Here is a 19162-nt window from a genome sequence, read left to right as displayed (position 1 = left end):
AAATCACTCCTTTTTAAGGGGTTATTTAAAGGTGCAGAAAAAATCTGCACCTTTAATGAAAATTATAAAAATTATTTTTTCCCGACCTTTATAAACATAGCGTCACCAAAACTAAAAAATCTATATTTTTCTTTAACAGCAATTTCATAAGCCTTAAATATATTTTCTTTTCCAGCTAAAGCAGAAACAAGCATAACGAGAGTGGACTCTGGAAGATGGAAGTTTGTTATAAGACAGTCAATAGCCTTAAATTTGTATCCTGGATATATAAATATCTTTGTCCAACCGTTTCCCTCATGGACAACACCGTTTTCATCTGTAACAGACTCAAGAGTTCTTGTACTCGTTGTTCCAACAGCTATAACACGTCCACCATTTTTCTTTGTGTCATTTATTATATCTGCCTGTGATTTTTCAACTACATAATACTCAGAGTGCATTTCATGGTTTGTAACATCATCAACTTTAACAGGTCTAAATGTTCCAAGACCAACGTGTAATGTAACATGGGCAATTTTAACACCCATATTTTTTATTTTTTCCAACAATTCCGGTGTAAAGTGAAGTCCGGCTGTTGGAGCAGCAGCTGAGCCGTCATGTTCTGCGTATACAGTCTGGTAACGGTTTTTGTCCTCAAGTTTATGAGTTATATAAGGAGGTAAAGGCATTTCCCCAAGCTCCTCAAGTATATTTTCAAAAACTCCATCATAATGGAATTTTATAATCCTATTTCCGCCCTCTATTGTTTCAAGTATTTCAGCTACAAGTTTTCCACCACCAAAAGAAACTTTGTCTCCTGGTCTAGCTTTTTTACCTGGTTTTACAAGGACTTCCCAAGTATCAATATTTTTTCTGACAAGAAGTAATATTTCAATTCTTGCTCCTGTTCCCACTCTCTCACCAATAAGACGAGCAGGTAAAACCTTTGTGTCATTTATTACAAGACAATCTCCCTCTTGAAGATACTCTGTAATATCTTTAAATATTCTGTGTTCAATTTCACCAGTTTCATTATCAAGAACCAATAATCTTGATGATGACCTATCTTTTAAAGGTTCCTGAGCTATAAGCTCCTCTGGTAAATCGTAATAAAAATCGCTTGTCTTCATTTTTTCTCCAATCTTTATTTAACTTCTATTCCTGTATAATAATATTTAAGTATCTGGTCATAGGTATAACCCATTTGACCCATACCATTAGCACCTTTCTGGCTCATGCCGGCACCATGTCCCCAGCCCCAGCCTTCAAAAACAAACTTTCCACTGCCGTCAGCAGTACTTATAGGTGTACTATTTGTTATAACCATTGTACTTCCTACGCCTGAAGGAGATGAAGCTGTATATGTACTATTTTCAGCACCAGTATAACCGCTATCTTTTGTATAGTACATTTTTGAGTTTCCGCCTTCACCCTGAACAATAATCATATTTTTTTCTTTATCAGTATTTCCGCTAGCTGCTGATATATACACATCTTCAATATAAGTAATTGATGATTTATTATCTCTACCAAGAACAGCAAATTTATCAACACTTGTTTCTGTAACAGGTGGATTTACATCAGTTGGAGGAACATAACTTCCATTTTCACCTGAAGGGTGGCTTCCTTTTCCATTTATAGTAAACACACGGCTTTCAAGACTTCCTCCATTAGATGAAAAATATGAACGTATTGCCTCTTTTGATATAGTCTTAACTCCAGCTGTTCCTACAATCTGAATTTCAAGAATATGACCTGTATCAGAAATATTACTTATAACAATATCAGTAACTTCACCAACATAGTCACCATTAGCCGAAACTATGGACTGTATTTCTGATGTGGTGTATGTTCTTTTCCATGTATTCATATCAATTTCATTTAACTCCGGAACACCTCTAAGATAAGGAACATAATTAACCCATACATTTTCAGAATTATCAGTATGTCCGCCACTGCTAGCATGGAAAACAGCATTTATAGGGCTTCCGCCATAGTATGCCATAATTCCCTTTGTGTCGTCAACAGCTTTATTTGTTCTAGCAGACTCTCCTCCATATCCTTTATAAACCTGACAATGGGTACTATCACAAAGTTCATAGCCTGTTGATGAATGGGCTGTCATTCTTGTCATTGTATAACTTCTTGCAGCCACAGCCTGAGCTTTTAAAGCCTCCTCATTATAACTTGAAGGCATTTCAGATGCAACAACACTATAAAGATATTCTTCAAGAGGAACAACATTGACAGCTGTAATATTTCCACCTAAATATCTTCCAAGCTCTATTACACCTCTATAACTTCTATCACTCAACAGAGTAAAGTCTCTTGTTTTTGATTTTATCTGTGGTTTAATATCATCAAAAACAAGCACAGTTGCACTTCCATCTTTTAAAACCATTTTATCACTGTCAGGAGATGAAACAGTTCCCCCTACTTTCTCAGCAATTGTATTTGCTGTGTCATACTGTGAAAAACCACCTATATAAATTTCCCATTGTTTTTCGCCTTTATATGTAGGAAAAGCAGTATATCCTTTTCGTATATATTCTGAAGCTTCATCTAAAGCATCTTCATAATATTTAAAACTTTCATCTACATTTACAAAATAGTCAGATGAAACACTTACACTAAAACCTCCATTTGAACTCGAAAAGTCAGCTTCCATATTGTTATTTAATCCAACAGATATACTTGTTTCTGATATAGGAACTGTGGATACATTTTTATATTTGTATTCAAGTCCAATTCTCACTGTATCAGGAACATTATAAGCAGAAACATTCACAGGAGTTATAAGAATAAAAGACAGTATCAATGATGTAATACCTTTAAATAATTTTTTCAAAAAACCACCTCTTTTTCTATAATAAAAATATAATACTACTTTTTTGACAAAAATAAAAGGCAGATAAAAAATATCTGCCCTTTTTATGGTATTAAAATTAATTATTTATCTCTAAGCTCTGCTCCAAGCTCATTTTTAAGTCCATCAAGTATTTTATTCATAACAGCATTTACATCATCATCAACAAGAGTTCTATCAGCTGCTCTGAATGTTATTGAGTAAGCAACAGATTTATATCCGTCAGCAATCTGACTTCCTTTATAAACATCGAAAAGGTTCATACTCTCAAGAAGTTTTCCGCCTTTTTTCTTGATTACACTTTCAATATCCTTAACAATAACTTCATCTTTAACAAGCATAGCAATATCACGAGTTACTGCTGGGAATTTTGGAAGTGGTTTATAAATATTTACAAGGTTTGAATTGTCAATAAGTGTCCACATATCAATAACAGCAATATATGTTCTTGCTCCTATATTATAGTTTGAAGCTGTTTTTGGATGAAGTTCACCAAAGTATCCAAAACTTACACCATTTATACTTACATCAGCAGTTCTTCCCGGATGCATGAAAGGAATATCACTTACAGGTGAATATTCAACAATGTCTTTCATTCCAAGAACCTCAAAAAGATGTTCAATTATACCTTTAAGAGCATAGAAATCAGTTTTTCCATACATACCGATTGTAAGTTTAGAAGGTTCATCTGGAAGTTCTGTAACAGGCACGCTGTGTGGAATATAAACTTTTCCAATCTCAAAGAGAGCAGCTTCTTCATTTCTTCTGTTGTAGTTTGTAGAAAGAGAGTTAAGTATACCATTTAAAGTAACTGTTCTCATTATACTAAAGTCCTCACCGAGAGGATTTGAAATTACAACAGCTTTTCTAAGTTCACTGTCAGCAGGTATGCTTAATTTATCAAAAACTTTAGGGCTTTCAAATGTAAAGTTCATTGACTCGCACATACCATTAGCAACCATAACATCTTTAACCATTGATGTTATAGTCTGAGCATATGTTTTCTTTCCTACTGTTGGAGTACCTGCTGCAAGTGTTGGAACGATTTTGTCATATCCATAGAAACGAGCAACTTCCTCAGCAAGGTCAGCCTGTGCTTCAAGGTCAGGACGGAATGTAGGAATTTCAGCCACACAATTTTCTCTGTCAACTTTAATTTCTATTTTTTCAAATATATCAGCCATTTCATCAGCAGATACATCAGTTCCTAAAAGACCATTAATCCATTCTGGAGAATAGTTAAGTTTCCAAGTTTCTCTCTTATTTGGATAACAATCAACAACGCCTTCAATAACTTCACCAGCTCCAAGCATTTCAACAAGCTGAACAGCTCTATTTACAGCTTCAAGGGCAAGATTAGGGTCAATACCTTTTTCAAATTTACTTGATGCATCAGTTCTAAGACCTACTTTTTTAGCTGTAATTCTTACATTAGGACCGTCAAAACAAGCTGACTCAAATAAAACAGCCTCAGCCTCACCTGTAATCATTGAGTTTTCGCCACCCATAACACCGGCAATGGCAACAGCTTTTTTAGGGTCTGATATAACAAGCATTGAAGGGTCAAGATTTCTTTCAACACCGTCAAGAGTAGTTATTTTCTCTCCCTCTTTTGCATTTCTTACAATAATTTTTCTATCGCTTATTGTATCAATATCAAAAGCGTGCATTGGCTGACCCATTTCAACCATAACATAGTTTGTGATGTCAACGATATTGTTTATAGGTCTAATCCCAGCAGAACGAAGTCTCTTTCTCATCCAACGTGGAGAAGGTCCTATTTTTACATTTTTGATAGCTCTTGCAACGTAACGAGGACAAAGCTCTGGATTTTCAATATCAACAGAAATCATATCAGAAACATTTCCGCCAGCTTTAGCCTCAACTTTAATTTCAGGATATTTGAATTCTTTTCCTAAAGTTGCAGCAGTTTCTCTAGCTATACCAAGAACGCTGAAACAATCTGGTCTGTTTGATGTTATTTCAAACTCTACAACTTCATCTTCTAAATCCATAATCTCTTTAACTTCTTTTCCAAGATTTTCAGCCTGTGGCTCTGGGAAAACATAAATACCGTTTTCAGGAGCTTCTGGGAAATCGTGTTCATCACAGCCAAGTTCCTCAACAGAACAGAGCATACCATTTGATGCAACACCTCTTAATTTGCCTTTTTTAATTTTTGTACCGTCAGCAAGAAGTGAACCGTCAAGAGCAACAGGAACATAATCACCAACTGTAAGATTTTTTGCACCTGTTACAATCTGTAAAAGTTCATCTTTTCCAATATCAATCTGTGTAACAACAAGTTTATCAGCGTCAGGGTGTTTTTCAATCTCTTTAACCTGTCCCACAACAACTTTTTCTATATTTCCCAACACTTCAAGACCCTCAACTTTTGAGCCTGAAAGTGTTATTCTATCCATAAATTCTTTTGTACTACAATCTACATCAACGTAGTCTCTTAACCAAGACATAGGTACGTCCATTTTTTAATCTCTCCTTTCCTGTGTTTCGTTTATTAGAACTGTTTAAGGAATTTTACATCATTTTCAAAAAGAAGTCTTAAGTCTGTAATTCCGTATCTCTGCATAGCAACACGCTCAAGACCCATACCGAAAGCAAATCCACTATATTCTTCAGGGTCAATTCCAGACATTTTAAGTACTTTAGGGTGAACCATACCACAGCCTAAAAGCTCAATATATCCTTCTCCCTTACATACACGACAGCCTTTTCCTCCACAAGCAAAGCAAGTTACATCCATTTCAGCACTTGGCTCTGTGAATGGGAAATGGTGTGGTCTAAATCTAACTTTTGTATCTTCACCAAAAAGCTCTTTTGCAAATACAGCCAAAGCACCTTTAAGGTCACCCATTGTTATTCCTTTATCAATAACAAGACCTTCTAACTGGTGGAATATTGGTGAGTGAGTAGCGTCAACCTCGTCAGCACGATAAACAGCACCAGGACAAACAACTCTTACAGGAAGTTTTCCTTTTTCCATAACACGAACCTGAACAGGTGAAGTCTGAGTTCTAAGAAGTATATCACCATTTACATAGAATGTGTCCTGTTCGTCTTTAGCAGGGTGATTTGCAGGAATATTTAAAGCCTCAAAGTTATAGTAATCTTTTTCAACTTCAGGACCTTCTGCAATCTCATAACCCATACCCATAAATATATCTGTTATCTCATCAATAACAATACTCATAGGGTGTTTATGACCACAAGAACACTGTTTTCCAGGCATTGTAACGTCAATAGTCTCAGCTTTAAGTTTAGCCTCCTGAGCTTTCTCAGAGAGAGTCTTTTTAGCCTCATCAATTTTTTCTTCAATAAGTCCTCTTACTTCATTGGCAAGCTGACCTATAACAGGTCTTTCCTCTGCTGTAAGTTTTCCCATACCTTTTAAAATAGCAGTAAGTTCGCCTTTCTTACCTAAAAATTTTACTTTTAAATCATCAAGTTCTTTAAGCTCTTTTACTTCCTCAAGAGCAGAAAGAGCTTTCTCCTGAATAGCCTTAAGCTGGTCTTTCATAAAAAACTTCTCCTTTCATTTTAAAAATTGTACCCCAATAAACAAAAAAACCTTCGTTCCCAAAATAAGGGACGAAGGTAAAATATCCGTGGTACCACCCAAATTCCTGTAAAAACACAGGCACTTTTGTATGTGTAACGTACATAACACGTTTTCCCCTACTATTTTATTAAAAAATTCAGAGAAACAGCTGGGACGGGAAATTTCAAACGTAAAAATTGCCGCATATGCTTTCAGCCGGTGGCATACACTCTCTAATGGTTATTTACACTCTACTTTACGTCTTCAAAGCCTTTACAATATAAATTAACATTAACAATTTTATCACATAAAAAAATAAAGTCAATAGAATATAAAAATAAAATATATTATAGCCATAAAAATCAAATTTTATCATTTTTACTATTTTTTTCTATTTTTATATTTACATTCCCAAATATTTATTATATAATAATTACAACATAATATTTTTTACATAATATGACTCTAAATATTTATATAATAAGGAGGTTATATTTATGAAATTTAAAAAATTATTAAGTTTAATTATTATTGGTTCAACATTATTAACACCAGTAAGTGTCTTTGCTTCTGTGTCAAATGAAACTACAACAATGGAAAAAATCCAAACAATTTCACCAAGATATGTTGTAAGCTATGAGGTTACAGTACATAAATATTATGCAGCATTTGAGGATATTTTAAAAGAAATATACCATACTGAAACTCATCCAGATTATAGAGATGTCACTATGAGAGGTACACTATATTTAGATAATCCAGAACCACTTGCTGATGGTAGATGGGATGCTATATATAAAGGTGTTCTTACTGGATATGTGAATGATTTTTAAATATTGTATATTTATGGAGTGGTGTTTATGAAAACTAAAAAATATCATTTAATTCTATTTCTAATTATTATAATATCCGGATTTTCAATTTATGGCTGTCAAAAAGACAACACCAATATTGACAATCAAACACAGCAGTCTGATGAAGAAGAACTTCATTACTATGATGAAAATATTATAGTAATGGGTGATGAATTAATAAAAGACACCCAAGAAAGCATTTACGAATTTTTTGACAATGAAACCGAAAAATTTGTAAAAGGTGAAAATAGATATTATTACTTTAAAATATATGAAGACTTTAATACTTTACAAGCTGTTGTTGTTGAAAATGATAAATTAGAAATAAACAATGATGAATTTTCAGGAACTCTTGAATTTTATGATGCACATATAGTACCAGGTACAAAAAATTTCATTGGCAAATACCGCTCAGAAGAATTTAAAACAGAATAAATAACATAAATAAAATTAACTCAGCCCTTTTTATAAGGGCTGTTTTTTATTAAATTTTTAAAATATAGATTTTCAAAAATTTAATAAAGATAATCAAAGTATGTTTTAAATATAAAAATATTATTGTATTTTTTATTATACTTTTACCAAAATTTTCTCCTATTGATAAAGTTTATCAATAACTTTATTGACATATATGTTATATTGAGCTAACATATAGCTGTAAAAATCATTAGCTAGTGAAATATTCGAAAGGGGAGAATTTATGATGCCACTTTCTATGGCAAGAACAGGTGAAACATTGATTATCAAAAATTTAAGATGTAATGAAGAAACAAAAAAACATCTTATGGAAATCGGCTTCTCCACCGGTGAAAAAGCGGAAGTAATAAAAAACACTTCAAGTGGACTTATAGTTAATATAAAAGGTGTAAAAATAGCATTAAACCGTGGTTTAGCTATGGGTATTATTGTTGAATAAAAAAGGGGTTAGATTTATGTATTTATTGGATTTAAAAGACGGCGAAAGCAAAAAAGTTGTTTCTATTAATGCAGAATATGCTATGAAAAAAAGACTCATAGATATGGGCATAACAAGAGGAACTGTACTTACAAAAGTAAAGACAGCACCTTTAGGAGACCCTATCGAGATAAAACTTAGAGGCTATGACCTTACCTTAAGAAAAGATGAGGCCGCAAAAATTGTTATGGAATAAAAATATTATTTTTTTGTTTTTAAGTTAGTATAAACTAACAAAAAGGGAGGTATTAAATTTGATTACAGCAGCATTAGCAGGTAATCCAAACTGCGGAAAAACAACACTTTTCAATGAACTTACAGGAGCAAAACAGCATGTAGGAAACTGGCCTGGTGTTACAGTTGAGAAAAAGGAAGGAAGATACAAAAAAAATGATAATATAAATATACTTGACCTTCCAGGAACATATTCACTTTCACCCTACTCTGCCGAAGAAACCATAGCCCGTGACTACATAGTAAATTCAAAGCCGGATATAGTAATAAACATTGTTGACGCTACAAGCATTGAGAGAAATCTCTATTTAACAATGCAGATTGCCCAGACAGGAACACCTATGGTTGTTGCCTTAAACATGATGGACGAAGTTGAGACAATGGGCATTGACATAAATACATCAAAACTTTCAGAAATGCTTGGAGTTCCTGTTGTTCCTATTGTAGCTCGTTCTGGAAAAGGTATTGACAGACTTATGGAAGTTACAAGAGATACAGCAGAAAAATCTTTAGCACCAATAAAACATGAAATATATGACAAAATAAAAAAAATTGAGGAAAGCAAAAATGATGAGGAAGCCGATATTATGGCTGCCGATATGCGTTATGAATATATAGATAAAGTAGTTGACAAATCAGTATTTAAACCTGACAAAAAGAACCTGACAAAGTCAGATAAAATTGACAAAATAGTTACAAATAGAGTTCTTGCCCTTCCTATATTTGCTGTAATAATGTATCTTCTTTTTGCTTGTACATTCAGTGAAAACTTCCTTTTCATTGAAGGTCTTCCAAGTCCGGGAGTATGGCTTGCAGGAGTTGTTGAGACAGCTTGGGGAGCTGCAACAGAAGCTGTTGCAGGTGTTCTTGCATCAGCAGGCGTTTCAGAATGGTTAAATCAACTTGTAATTGACGGTATAATGGGCGGTATAGGTGCAGTATTTGGATTTATACCACTTGTGCTTGTGCTTTTCGTTCTCATGTCATTTTTAGAGGACAGTGGATATATGGCTCGTGTAGCTTTCGTTATGGACAGAATTTTCAGAAAATTCGGACTTTCTGGAAAATCATTTATACCACTTTTAATGGGCTTTGGTTGTTCAGTGCCTGCCCTCACAGCTTCAAGAACTCTTGAAAGTGAAAAAGACAGAAAAATAACAATGATGGTAACACCATTTATGTCATGTGGTGCAAAACTTCCAATATATCTTATGTTTGTGGCGACACTTTTTGCAGACAGTAACCGTACACTTATAATATTCTCAATATATTTCCTTGGTATGGCTATTGCAATAATTTCATCACTTATTTTAAACAAATTTATGTTTAAAAGTGAAAACTCAGGATTTATAATGGAACTTCCAAAATACAGAATACCTTCATTAAAGAGTGTAGCTATACACGCATGGGATAAAGTAAAAGGTTTCGCAATAAAAGCTGGTACAATTATACTTTTCTCAACAATACTTATATGGTTCTTATCAAACTTCAATATGAGTGGTATGTGTGATATGGAAGAAAGTTTCCTTGCTACAATAGGAAATGCTATTGCATGGATATTCACACCATTAGGATTTAATGATTGGAGAGCTTCTGTTGGTGTAGTTACAGGTTGGATTGCAAAAGAAAACATTGTTGCAACATTCGGACAGCTTTTCGCCGGTGTTACAGATGAAACAGCTATTGAAGCAATAATGGCAGGAGAACAGTCTCTCCCTGAAATAGGTGATGTATTCACAAAAGTTTCAGCTTTCTCATACATGGCTTTTAACCTTCTCTGTATGCCTTGTTTCGCAGCAGTAGGAGCTATGAGACGTGAGTTTGGTTCTATGAAATGGACACTTAAAGCCGTAGCATTCCAAATGGTGACAGCTTATGTTGTGGCACTTATAATAAATGTTGTAGGAAATATTATATTCTAAAGTTATAAAAGTAGGTGTATAAATGAGTTTCAGCATAACCTCAAACAGAAAAAGCATTATTCAAAAACTTAAAGAAAAAAACTTTCGCATAACAAAACAAAGAGAAATACTTATTGATATTATACTGGCTGGAAAATATTCCTGCTGTAAAGAGATATTTTATGAGGCATCAAAAACAGACCCTACAATAGGTCTTGCAACAGTTTATCGTTTCATATCAATGCTTGAAGATACAGGTGTAATTGATACAAAAGACCGTTTCAGTGTAAAAAATTGTTGTATGCAAGACTGTCAATTCAGAAAGGTTATGCTTGAAGAAATGCCTCTGTCTGAAAAAAATTCAGATGAACTTTACTGTATAATAGATACATTTTTAAAAGAAAAAGGCATAATTAAAAATGAAAACTTCTCTGTAAGTATAAAAAAGGAGTGATAATATGATAGCAGATATAATAGTTATACTTATATTGATTGTCATTGTCTCTTTCTCCATAAAGAAATACATTAAAATGAAAGCTTCAGGAAAAAGTGGTTGTGGCTGCGGTTGTAGTTCTTGCTCCTCCTGCCCTTCCTGTTCTTCCCACAGCTTAGATACAAAAACCACAAAACAGTAAAAATATTAAAAAGACATATCAAAATGATATGTCTTTTTTTATTGACAATTTATTTTTCAAGTAATAAAATAGTTAGGAAGCTAAATATTTTATTAGGAAGCTAAATATTTTTTAAGAAAGGAGATGTATTTTATTTATGGATAATTCCTTTCATCATCTTTTATTGGTGACAGAAAATGTTTTCCATAAAAAGATAGTAAATGAAACAACAAAACTAGGTCTTTTACCGGGACAAGGGAAAATTCTTGATTATTTATATTATCACAATGGTTGTGAACAAAAAGAGTTGGCAAAGGCATTTTTTGTTGAGCCTGCCACAATAACAGGTATAATACAGCGTATGGAAACAGCCGGACTTTTAGTTAGAGAATACAGAAACGGCAACAAAAAAACAAACTATGTTTCACTTACACCAAAAGGCTTTGAGACAGCAGATAAAGTTAAATATATGTTTACAAAATATGAAGAACTCTGTTTTAAAGATATCTCAAAAGAAGATTTTGATAAGTTTATGTCAATACTTTATAAGATAAATAAAAATCTCAATTTTAAGGGGAGTGAAACAAATGAATAAATTAAGAAGATACATAATATTTTTAATAGGACTTTTTATAAACTCACTGGGAGTAAGTTTTATAACAAAAGCAAATCTTGGAACATCACCTATATCAAGTATACCCTACACATTAAGTTTAGGTTTTAAATTCACATTAGGTCAATTCACAATATTTTTCAGTGTATTTCTTATAGTATTACAGATATTAATATTAAGAAAAAGATTTCAAAAAGAACAGCTTTTACAAATTCCTGTATCAATACTTTTTGGATATTTCATAGACCTTACAATGAATTTACTCTATTTCCTCAATCCTCAAATATACGTATTAAAATTAATATCACTTCTTTTTGGTTGTGTAATACTTGGATTTGGTGTATATACAGAAGTTTTAGCAGATGTTGTTATGCTTCCGGGAGAAGGTTTTGTTAAAGCTTTATCATCAACAATACATTCTGATTTTGGTATAACAAAGGTTTGTTTTGACGGAACAATGACAATTTCAGCAGCAATAATATCATTTGTACTTTTCGGCACTCTCAAAGGAGTAAGAGAAGGAACTGTAATATCAGCTCTTATAGTTGGACTTACAGCTAGATTTTTTGGAAAACGTCTTGAATTTTTAAAACCTGTATTAATACCTGACAGTACAGTCAAAACAGCTGATATTTCAAACAACAACAAAGACAACTCTATAATAGTAACAATTGGTCGTGAATACGGCAGTGGTGGACACGAAATAGGAAAATTACTTGCCCAAAGACTTGGATTAAAATTTTATGACAACAGCATAATAACAATGGTTTCTGAAGAAAGTGGTTTCTCAAAGGAATTTGTCAAAAAACATGAACAGGCTGTTCCAAATGAATTTTTAAACAATATACTTTCACAATTTTATGAATATTCTTCAAAAGATGAGTCACCTCTTGACAGAGTTTTTGATGCAGAATCAAAAGTAATACTTGAGCTTGCAAAAAAAGGAAACTGTGTTATAGCGGGAAGATGTGGAGATTATATTTTAAAAGACTTTCCAAATGCAATACATATATTCATTCATGGTTCATCACAAGAGTTTAAAGAAAAAAGAGTTAAAGAAGTATATAAAATAGAAGGAAAAGAAGCTATTGAAACAATGAAAAAAGTTGATACAGAACGTGCAAAACACTATAAGAGATATACAGGTGGAACATAGGGAAAATCACAACACTATCACCTTTGTATTGACAGTAGTATTATAGGAATAAAAGGTTCTGTTGACACAATAGAAAATTTTATAAAAACAGTGAATAATATGTAAATAAAAAAATCCGAAAAGAATATCTTTTCGGATTTTTATTTTACTTAAAAAATTCAACTGTATCAGCGTCCAAAAGTTCCTCTATGTTTTCAGCTTCACAGAAATAAACTTCATCTCTATGTTTTTTCAAAACATTTCTTCCTCCTCTATCTCCTGATAGGCTTAAAAGTTCATCTCTATAAATATTTTTGAAAACCACAGGATTTCCCTCTTGACCTTCAAAAATCATAGTACCTATTGATTTTTTTGATTTTAAAGTCTCATTAAAAAGCCTTAAATAGCTTTTACTTTTCATAAAAGGTTGGTCACACACAGCAAACATATAAAAATCACCACAGGCATTTTTAAGACCATTTTTAACTGTAAATGACACTCCATTGACACTTTCAGGACTATACACAGCATATATATTATTATTTTTTTTATTTTTATACTTACTTACAATGTCAATAATCTCATTATACTGAGTTACAACAATAACACTCCACAAATGTTCTGAATTTGAAAATCCTTCAATTATATTATCAAGAGCAATTTCAAAAAGAGTTTTACCCTTAAAATTATACAAAAGTTTATTTTCTCCAAAACGAGTGCTATTACCTGCCGCCATAAGTATAATATCAATTTTCATTATTAATCATACCCATAACAATTTTCTCTGGTGTTATAGGTAATTCATGGATATAGACACCTGTTGCATTATAAACAGCATGGGCAAGAGCTGGAGAAGGTGTATTTATAACAATCTCACCTATTGATTTTGCACCATAAGGACCTGTTTCCTCATAACTACTTTCAAACTCAACTCTTAAAGTACCAACATCATTTCTTGCAGGGAGTTTATACTGCATAAATGAGTTATTGTACATTCTTCCCTTTTCGCTGTACTGTATATCTTCAAAGAGAGCCATACCTATACCCTGTCCAAGACCACCTTCAACCTGTACTCTTGCAAGGTTTGTGTTTATAGGAGTACCACAGTCAACAACAGCAACATAATCAATTATTTCAATATGACCTGTTTCTTTGTCGAGTTCTATCTCTACCATACCAACCATAAATGGTGGAGGAGATATAGGAGAACTATGGCTCACAGTAACCTCAAGGGCAGTTCTTGTTCCACACTGAGATTTGACAGCAAGGTCAGCTATTGATATTTCTTTATCGCCACAGAAAACTCTCTTTCCGTCAAAATCAACATCAGAAGCATCAACACCAATAGCTTTTGCTCCCTCTTCCTTCATAATATTTATAAGTTTCTCACAAGCTTTACATACAGCTTTACCTGTTACATAAGTTGTACTTGAAGCATAAGAACCTGAGTCATAAGGAGAAGCGTCTGTATCAGCAGCAAGAACAGTAATATTATCTAAATCACAATCAAGACTATCAGCGGCAATCTGTGCAAGTATTGTGTCACAACCTGTACCCATATCAGCAGAACCAATCATAAGAGTATAAAGTCCGTCATCATCAACTTTTATAGTAGCACTTCCCACGTCAACTCCTGATATACCAGAGCCCTGCATAGCCATAGCTACACCAACACTTCTTACTTTACCATTGCCCATATCTTTAAAAGGATATTTTTCATCCCAGCCAATCATGTTTTTAGCTCTCTCAAGACATCTATCTAATGCACAGCTATTTGTAGTTTCATTATAGTATGCTGGCATAACTTGTCCTTCTCTTACAAGGTTCATTTCACGGAGTTTAACAGGGTCAATTCCAAGTTTAGCAGAAAGCTCATTTACAGCAGATTCAAGGGCAAATATACCCTGTGTAGCACCGTATCCTCTGTATGCTCCAGCAGACATAACATTTGAATATACAACATCATAGGCAAATTTAAAGGCTTCAACCTTGCCATATAAAGGTATAGATTTGTGACCTGAAAGACCTACTGTTGTAGGACCATGTTCACCATAAGCACCTGTATTTGAAAGAGTATATAAATCAATAGCCTTTATAATACCCTCTTTTGTAGCACCTACACGGACTGTTATTTCCATTTCATGACGTGGAGTTGAAGCAATCTGGCTTTCTTCCCTTGTAAATATCATTTTAGAAGGTTTTCCAGTTTTCCAAGTAACGAAAGCTGGGAAAATTTCAGCAACAACAGTCTGTTTTGCACCAAAACCACCACCGATACGAGGTTTTGTAACTCTTATTTTTGATTTTGAAATTCCTAAAGCTGTGGCAATTATTCTTCTAACATGGAACACAATCTGAGTAGAACTTAAAATATTAAGTCTACCATAAGTGTCAATATAACAATATGTTCTGAATGTCTCCATCATAGCCTGCTGATTAGCCTTTGTGTGGTATGTTCTCTCGAGAACAACGTCACATTCTGACAAAGTCTTTTCAACATCTCCCTGACCACAAACCTCACTGGCACAGAGATTTCTCTTATTATCAGCGCCAACAGGACAAAGTGATTTCCAACTATCCTCTGGATGAACAAGGATTTCATTATCTTTAGATTTTCTAAAGTCTAAAATAGGCTCAAGAACAGTATATTTAACCTTAATCATATTAAGGGCTTTATCAACACTCTTTTCATCGCTACCAGCAACAATAGCAACAGGGTCACCAACGTATCTAACGTGTTTGTCAAGTATAAGTCTGTCATAAGGGCTAGGCTCTGGATATGTCTGACCAGCCATAGTAAAACGATTATTAGGAACGTCCTCCCAAGTATATATGCCTTCTATTCCTGGAACTTTAAGAGCAACATCTTTTTTAACTTCCTCAACAATAGCATTAGCATGAGGACTTCTCAAAACCTTTACAACAAGGCAATCTTTAGGAGTAACGTCATCAAGATAAACAGGTTTTCCTGTAACAAGAGCCATTGCGTCCTTTTTCATAATAGGTTTATTTACAAATTTTGTTTCCATTATTTCGCCCCTCTCTGTGCAAGGAAGTTTTTAATAGCTCTGAACTGACCTTCATAACCTGAACATCTGCAAAGATTACCTGCAAGATATTCTTTAATCTCATCATCAGAAGGATTTTCATTTTCACGAAGCATGGCAATGACATTCATAATAAATCCCGGATTACAAAAACCACACTGTTCAGCCCCCTGATTTGCAACGAATGTTCCAAACTCCTCAGCCTCTTTCTGAAGTCCTTCAAGAGTGTATATTTCACTTCCGTCAGCACGAACGGCAAGTATAGAACATGAAAGTACAGGCTTTCCGTCCATAATTACAGTACAAAGACCACAGTTTGAAGTCTCACAGCCTCTTTTAACACTGAGACAACCGTTATCTCTCAAATAGTCCAATAAAATAAGGTCTGCATCAACACTTGATTTAACTAATTTCCCATTTATTTTAACCTGTATATCCATTTTTTACTCACCTCCTAAAGCTTTAACAGCTCTTTTAACAAGAACTTTTGCAATATGTTTTCTATACTGGGCTGAACCTCTCATATTAGAATTAAAGTCAAGATTTTCAGCAACATACTCACCAAATTTTAAAGCTGTCTCATCATTAATTTCTTCTGATAAAATACCTGTCTCATCAACAACAATTTTTGCTCTTGCAGGTCTAGCTCCAACTGATGCCATAACTTTATCATCAATTTTTGAAACACATACTGCAATAACAGGGAAATCTGTTTTTGTAATTCTCTCTGAAAGATATACACACTGAACAGGTTTCTTTTTAACTATTATTCTTACAATAATGTCCCTATCAGCCTTCATAGCAGCAAAATCTTTAAGAGGTATAATTCCACCTTTATAAAGCTCTACATAGCTGTCAAGACCTAATAAAAATGTCAAAACATCTGAAAAACCATATCTACCATAAATACTTCCGCCAACAGTAGCAATATTTCTAAACTGTACACCAACAATATGACGAACAGCCTCTTTTGCAGCACCTTTTGTGTACTCATTAAAACTTTCATGAGTTTCAATAGTTCTAAGAGTAGTCATAGAGCCGATTTTGAATTCTTCATCTGTTTCTTCAATAGTATCAAGTCCAAGACCGGAAAGGTCTATGGCAGTATTAACTCTAAGTTTACTCATTTTAAGCCAGAGCATACCACCTATTATTCTGTTTGTTTTTTTCTGATTAAGCTCATAGGCTTCATCAAGACTTTTCACTTTTACATACTGATTAATAGTAAGCACCTTTTTACCTCCATATAAAATATATCTTTTTTAGAAATATCTTAAATTATACAAGTGTCAATATATCCCTTTTACTGTATATTTATTATATCATTATTTCATACTATAAGATACATTTTTGCTAAAAAACACACACCGATTAATTTTAAACTTTTTTTTGCAATATTTCAATATATTTTGCAATAAAAAAAGAGGCTTTTCGCCTCTAGATATTTTTACTTTCGATAATATTTGATATTTCAAAAAAAGCCTTTTCCCTATCTATCAAATCTATATCCCAAATATAAATATCACTTCTTTTTTTAATGTCATTTATAAAAGGAATATCCTCTTTTTTCAATACAGCTATAACATTTTTATCACTGTCAAGAGCTTTTTTAATAATATCTGTAAAAGGAGTTACATCTTTTTCAATTCGCCCTATCTCATCAAGTATAATAAAGTCACAGTCTGACAACAAAGCATCCTCAACAAATGTTTTTCCTATATCCAAAAAAACAGACGGAAAGGGTTTAATCTTTCCGTCTTTAATGTCAATTATAATTTCTTCCATACCATTTTCAGGTATATGTACAATTTTATAACCGCATATATTGTTTTCAGATAAAATAGGCAATGTCAAATATCCTGCTACTGAAAAATTGTATTTATCAATAATTCTTTTAGCCAATGTTGATTTACCACTTTGTCTTTTACCTGTAATAACAATATTTATCATTTAGCAGTTTCTTCCTCATCTTTAGGAATAATAACATTTAATACTATTGCAACTAAAGCAGCAGGAACAATTCCAGAACCACCAAATACAAGCTGAACAGCCTGTGGCATATGTAAAAGAACACCACTGTTTGCACCAAGACCATATCCAAGACCAAGAGCAACAGAAACAATAGTTATGTTTCTTCCTCTCATAGGATATTTAGTTATAAGCTGTATACCACTTACAACGATTGATGAGAACATCATAACAGCAGCACCACCAAGAACGCTCTGTGGCATAATTGATATTAAAGCTGCAAGTTTAGGGAAAAGACCACAAAGTACAAGGAATATAGCACCTGTTGCAAGAGCAAAACGGTTTACAATCTTTGTCATTGTAACAAGACCAACATTCTGGCTAAATGAAGTATTAGGTAAAACACCGAAAATAGCAGCAAAACTTGAACCAAGACCGTCACATATAATACCGCCTGAAAGCTCTGTATCAGTTGCCTCTCTGTCCATACCACCTTCCATAACACCTGAAATGTCACCAACTGTCTCAACAGCTGTAACAATGAACATTATAAGAACAGGAAGTATTGCTCTAAGGTCGAATGTAGGTTTAACAGGCATAATTTCAGGAACAGCAAACCAGCTTGCTTCCTTAACTTTGTCCCAGTTTAAAACCCATGCTTTAACATACTCTGTACCATCAGCAGAAACAGCTGTTGTATCAAGCACAAGAGACATTATAAAAGCAGCAATATAACCAACTATAATTCCGATAAGTATTGAAGATGAACTTGTAAAGCCCTTTGAGCCGTGTTTGAAAGCAACTATTACAATAAGAACAAGAGTACCGAGGAAAAGGTTTTCCACAGAACCAAAGTCAGGAACAGTACTTCCGCCACCACCAAAAGAGTTTACACCAACAGCGATAAGTGAAAGACCAATTGAAAGAACAACAGTACCTGTTACAACAGGAGGGAAAAATCTTCTAAGTGGTTTAAGGCAAAATCCTAATACACCCTCAAATATACCACCAATTATTGAAGCTCCCATAATAGCAGCATAGGCAAGAATACCTCCGCCCATTACATTGGCAACACTGTTAAATACTCCTATAAATCCTGAGCTTGTACCCATTATAATAGGCACTTTTCCACCGATAGGACCTATTGCATAAAGCTGTACAAGAGTGACAATACCAGCAACAAGCATAGCATTCTGTAAAAGACTTACCTGTAAGTCTGCAAATTCACTTCCTGCACCAATACCACAAGCACCTGTGATAATAAGTATAGGTGTAAGGTTACCTACGAACATGGCAAGTACATGCTGAAGTCCTAAAGGAATGGCTCTTTTAAGAGACATTTTTCCATAAAACTCATAAGGACTTCCGAATGAATTTTTGTTTTCCATAATAAAAATCTCCTCCGTATTTTTTTAACAACAATATGAAGTATATCCT

Annotated in this window: 19 protein-coding genes and 1 other annotated feature; of the genes, 9 read left to right on the top strand and 10 right to left on the bottom strand. The window is 33.6% G+C overall.

Translation table 11 applies throughout. From position 1 onward, the window contains the following. Nucleotides 1-71: 71 nt before the first annotated feature. The 4 genes from queA to B5E58_RS03555 all read right to left on the bottom strand — a co-directional run bounded on the left by queA (nt 72) and on the right by B5E58_RS03555 (nt 6383). Nucleotides 72-1109, bottom strand: a complete 1038-nt coding sequence (gene queA, locus B5E58_RS03570; protein WP_088108319.1) for a tRNA preQ1(34) S-adenosylmethionine ribosyltransferase-isomerase QueA — start codon at nt 1107-1109, stop codon at nt 72-74. A 14-nt stretch (nt 1110-1123) separates the two neighbouring features. Then, nucleotides 1124-2827 carry a SpoIID/LytB domain-containing protein gene (locus B5E58_RS03565; RefSeq protein WP_088108318.1) on the bottom strand — a complete coding sequence of 568 codons (1704 nt, stop codon included), beginning with the start codon at nt 2825-2827 and terminating at the stop codon, nt 1124-1126. A gap of 101 nt (nt 2828-2928) precedes the next feature. Beyond that, nucleotides 2929-5331 (bottom strand): phenylalanine--tRNA ligase subunit beta, encoded by a 2403-nt coding sequence (pheT, locus tag B5E58_RS03560; RefSeq protein WP_088108317.1) that lies wholly within the window; start codon nt 5329-5331, stop codon nt 2929-2931. A 32-nt stretch (nt 5332-5363) separates the two neighbouring features. Beyond that, nucleotides 5364-6383, bottom strand: a complete 1020-nt coding sequence (locus tag B5E58_RS03555) for a phenylalanine--tRNA ligase subunit alpha (protein ID WP_088108316.1) — start codon at nt 6381-6383, stop codon at nt 5364-5366. 64 nt (nt 6384-6447) lie between these two features. Further along, nucleotides 6448-6681 (bottom strand) — a binding site (T-box leader). 220 nt (nt 6682-6901) lie between these two features. On the opposite strand from B5E58_RS03555, the gene B5E58_RS03550 reads away from it, so the two are divergent. From B5E58_RS03550 to B5E58_RS03510, 9 genes are all read left to right on the top strand, one after another. Continuing rightward, complete coding sequence (locus B5E58_RS03550; protein WP_088108315.1) at nt 6902-7237, top strand: hypothetical protein; 336 nt, start codon at nt 6902-6904, stop codon at nt 7235-7237. A gap of 27 nt (nt 7238-7264) precedes the next feature. Further along, nucleotides 7265-7693, top strand: a complete 429-nt coding sequence (locus B5E58_RS03545; RefSeq protein WP_088108314.1) for a hypothetical protein — start codon at nt 7265-7267, stop codon at nt 7691-7693. Nucleotides 7694-7958: 265 nt separating this feature from the next. Continuing rightward, the gene (locus tag B5E58_RS03540) at nt 7959-8174 is read left to right on the top strand and encodes a FeoA family protein (RefSeq protein ID WP_242956587.1); all 216 of its coding nucleotides are present in this window, start codon (nt 7959-7961) and stop codon (nt 8172-8174) included. 16 nt (nt 8175-8190) lie between these two features. After that, nucleotides 8191-8409 carry a FeoA family protein gene (locus tag B5E58_RS03535; protein WP_088108313.1) on the top strand — a complete coding sequence of 73 codons (219 nt, stop codon included), beginning with the start codon at nt 8191-8193 and terminating at the stop codon, nt 8407-8409. A 58-nt stretch (nt 8410-8467) separates the two neighbouring features. After that, nucleotides 8468-10369, top strand: a complete 1902-nt coding sequence (gene feoB, locus B5E58_RS03530; protein ID WP_088108312.1) for a ferrous iron transport protein B — start codon at nt 8468-8470, stop codon at nt 10367-10369. Between the two features lie 22 nt (nt 10370-10391). Beyond that, complete coding sequence (locus B5E58_RS03525) at nt 10392-10802, top strand: transcriptional repressor (protein ID WP_088108311.1); 411 nt, start codon at nt 10392-10394, stop codon at nt 10800-10802. A gap of 4 nt (nt 10803-10806) precedes the next feature. Beyond that, on the top strand, nt 10807-10983 hold the full coding sequence (locus B5E58_RS03520) for a FeoB-associated Cys-rich membrane protein (protein ID WP_088108310.1): 177 nt from the start codon (nt 10807-10809) through the stop codon (nt 10981-10983). Nucleotides 10984-11119: 136 nt separating this feature from the next. Next, nucleotides 11120-11557 carry a MarR family winged helix-turn-helix transcriptional regulator gene (locus B5E58_RS03515; RefSeq protein WP_088108309.1) on the top strand — a complete coding sequence of 146 codons (438 nt, stop codon included), beginning with the start codon at nt 11120-11122 and terminating at the stop codon, nt 11555-11557. After that, on the top strand, nt 11550-12731 hold the full coding sequence (locus B5E58_RS03510; protein WP_206608546.1) for a cytidylate kinase family protein: 1182 nt from the start codon (nt 11550-11552) through the stop codon (nt 12729-12731). Before B5E58_RS03515 ends, B5E58_RS03510 begins: the two co-directional genes overlap by 8 nt. 145 nt (nt 12732-12876) lie before the next feature. On the opposite strand, the gene B5E58_RS03505 is transcribed toward B5E58_RS03510, so the two are convergent. The 6 genes from B5E58_RS03505 to B5E58_RS03480 all read right to left on the bottom strand — a co-directional run bounded on the left by B5E58_RS03505 (nt 12877) and on the right by B5E58_RS03480 (nt 19113). After that, nucleotides 12877-13467 carry a nucleotidyltransferase family protein gene (locus B5E58_RS03505; RefSeq protein WP_088108308.1) on the bottom strand — a complete coding sequence of 197 codons (591 nt, stop codon included), beginning with the start codon at nt 13465-13467 and terminating at the stop codon, nt 12877-12879. Beyond that, a complete protein-coding gene (locus tag B5E58_RS03500) occupies nt 13457-15739 on the bottom strand; it encodes a xanthine dehydrogenase family protein molybdopterin-binding subunit (RefSeq protein ID WP_088108307.1) in 2283 nt (760 codons plus the stop codon). Before B5E58_RS03500 ends, B5E58_RS03505 begins: the two co-directional genes overlap by 11 nt. Next, nucleotides 15739-16197, bottom strand: a complete 459-nt coding sequence (locus B5E58_RS03495; protein WP_088108306.1) for a (2Fe-2S)-binding protein — start codon at nt 16195-16197, stop codon at nt 15739-15741. Before B5E58_RS03495 ends, B5E58_RS03500 begins: the two co-directional genes overlap by 1 nt. Nucleotides 16198-16200: 3 nt before the next feature. After that, entirely contained in the window at nt 16201-16989 is a 789-nt protein-coding gene (locus B5E58_RS03490; protein ID WP_088108305.1) for an FAD binding domain-containing protein, read from the bottom strand. 205 nt (nt 16990-17194) lie between these two features. Further along, on the bottom strand, nt 17195-17707 hold the full coding sequence (locus B5E58_RS03485) for a nucleoside-triphosphatase (protein WP_088108304.1): 513 nt from the start codon (nt 17705-17707) through the stop codon (nt 17195-17197). Next, nucleotides 17704-19113, bottom strand: coding sequence for a uracil-xanthine permease family protein (locus tag B5E58_RS03480; RefSeq protein ID WP_088108303.1), 1410 nt, complete (start codon nt 19111-19113; stop codon nt 17704-17706). The genes B5E58_RS03485 and B5E58_RS03480 overlap by 4 nt, the downstream gene beginning before the upstream one ends. Between the last annotated feature and the right edge of the window lie 49 nt (nt 19114-19162).

The organism is Tyzzerella sp. An114 (genome assembly GCF_002161055.1).
GTDB lineage: Bacteria > Bacillota > Clostridia > Lachnospirales > Anaerotignaceae > Fimicola > Fimicola cottocaccae.
This window is presented reverse-complemented; position numbering and strand designations above follow the sequence as displayed.

What these genes read in the sequence shown, in the direction of transcription:
- queA (WP_088108319.1), bottom strand. Translation starts at nt 1,109, where the DNA reads ATGAAGACAAGCGATTTTTATTACGATTTACCAGAGGAGCTTATAGCT.
- pheT (WP_088108317.1), bottom strand. Translation starts at nt 5,331, where the DNA reads ATGGACGTACCTATGTCTTGGTTAAGAGACTACGTTGATGTAGATTGT.
- B5E58_RS03555 (WP_088108316.1), bottom strand. Translation starts at nt 6,383, where the DNA reads ATGAAAGACCAGCTTAAGGCTATTCAGGAGAAAGCTCTTTCTGCTCTT.
- B5E58_RS03550 (WP_088108315.1), top strand. Translation starts at nt 6,902, where the DNA reads ATGAAATTTAAAAAATTATTAAGTTTAATTATTATTGGTTCAACATTA.
- B5E58_RS03545 (WP_088108314.1), top strand. Translation starts at nt 7,265, where the DNA reads ATGAAAACTAAAAAATATCATTTAATTCTATTTCTAATTATTATAATA.
- B5E58_RS03540 (WP_242956587.1), top strand. Translation starts at nt 7,959, where the DNA reads ATGATGCCACTTTCTATGGCAAGAACAGGTGAAACATTGATTATCAAA.
- B5E58_RS03535 (WP_088108313.1), top strand. Translation starts at nt 8,191, where the DNA reads ATGTATTTATTGGATTTAAAAGACGGCGAAAGCAAAAAAGTTGTTTCT.
- B5E58_RS03525 (WP_088108311.1), top strand. Translation starts at nt 10,392, where the DNA reads ATGAGTTTCAGCATAACCTCAAACAGAAAAAGCATTATTCAAAAACTT.
- B5E58_RS03520 (WP_088108310.1), top strand. Translation starts at nt 10,807, where the DNA reads ATGATAGCAGATATAATAGTTATACTTATATTGATTGTCATTGTCTCT.
- B5E58_RS03515 (WP_088108309.1), top strand. Translation starts at nt 11,120, where the DNA reads ATGGATAATTCCTTTCATCATCTTTTATTGGTGACAGAAAATGTTTTC.
- B5E58_RS03510 (WP_206608546.1), top strand. Translation starts at nt 11,550, where the DNA reads ATGAATAAATTAAGAAGATACATAATATTTTTAATAGGACTTTTTATA.
- B5E58_RS03505 (WP_088108308.1), bottom strand. Translation starts at nt 13,467, where the DNA reads ATGAAAATTGATATTATACTTATGGCGGCAGGTAATAGCACTCGTTTT.
- B5E58_RS03500 (WP_088108307.1), bottom strand. Translation starts at nt 15,739, where the DNA reads ATGGAAACAAAATTTGTAAATAAACCTATTATGAAAAAGGACGCAATG.
- B5E58_RS03495 (WP_088108306.1), bottom strand. Translation starts at nt 16,197, where the DNA reads ATGGATATACAGGTTAAAATAAATGGGAAATTAGTTAAATCAAGTGTT.
- B5E58_RS03485 (WP_088108304.1), bottom strand. Translation starts at nt 17,707, where the DNA reads ATGATAAATATTGTTATTACAGGTAAAAGACAAAGTGGTAAATCAACA.
- B5E58_RS03480 (WP_088108303.1), bottom strand. Translation starts at nt 19,113, where the DNA reads ATGGAAAACAAAAATTCATTCGGAAGTCCTTATGAGTTTTATGGAAAA.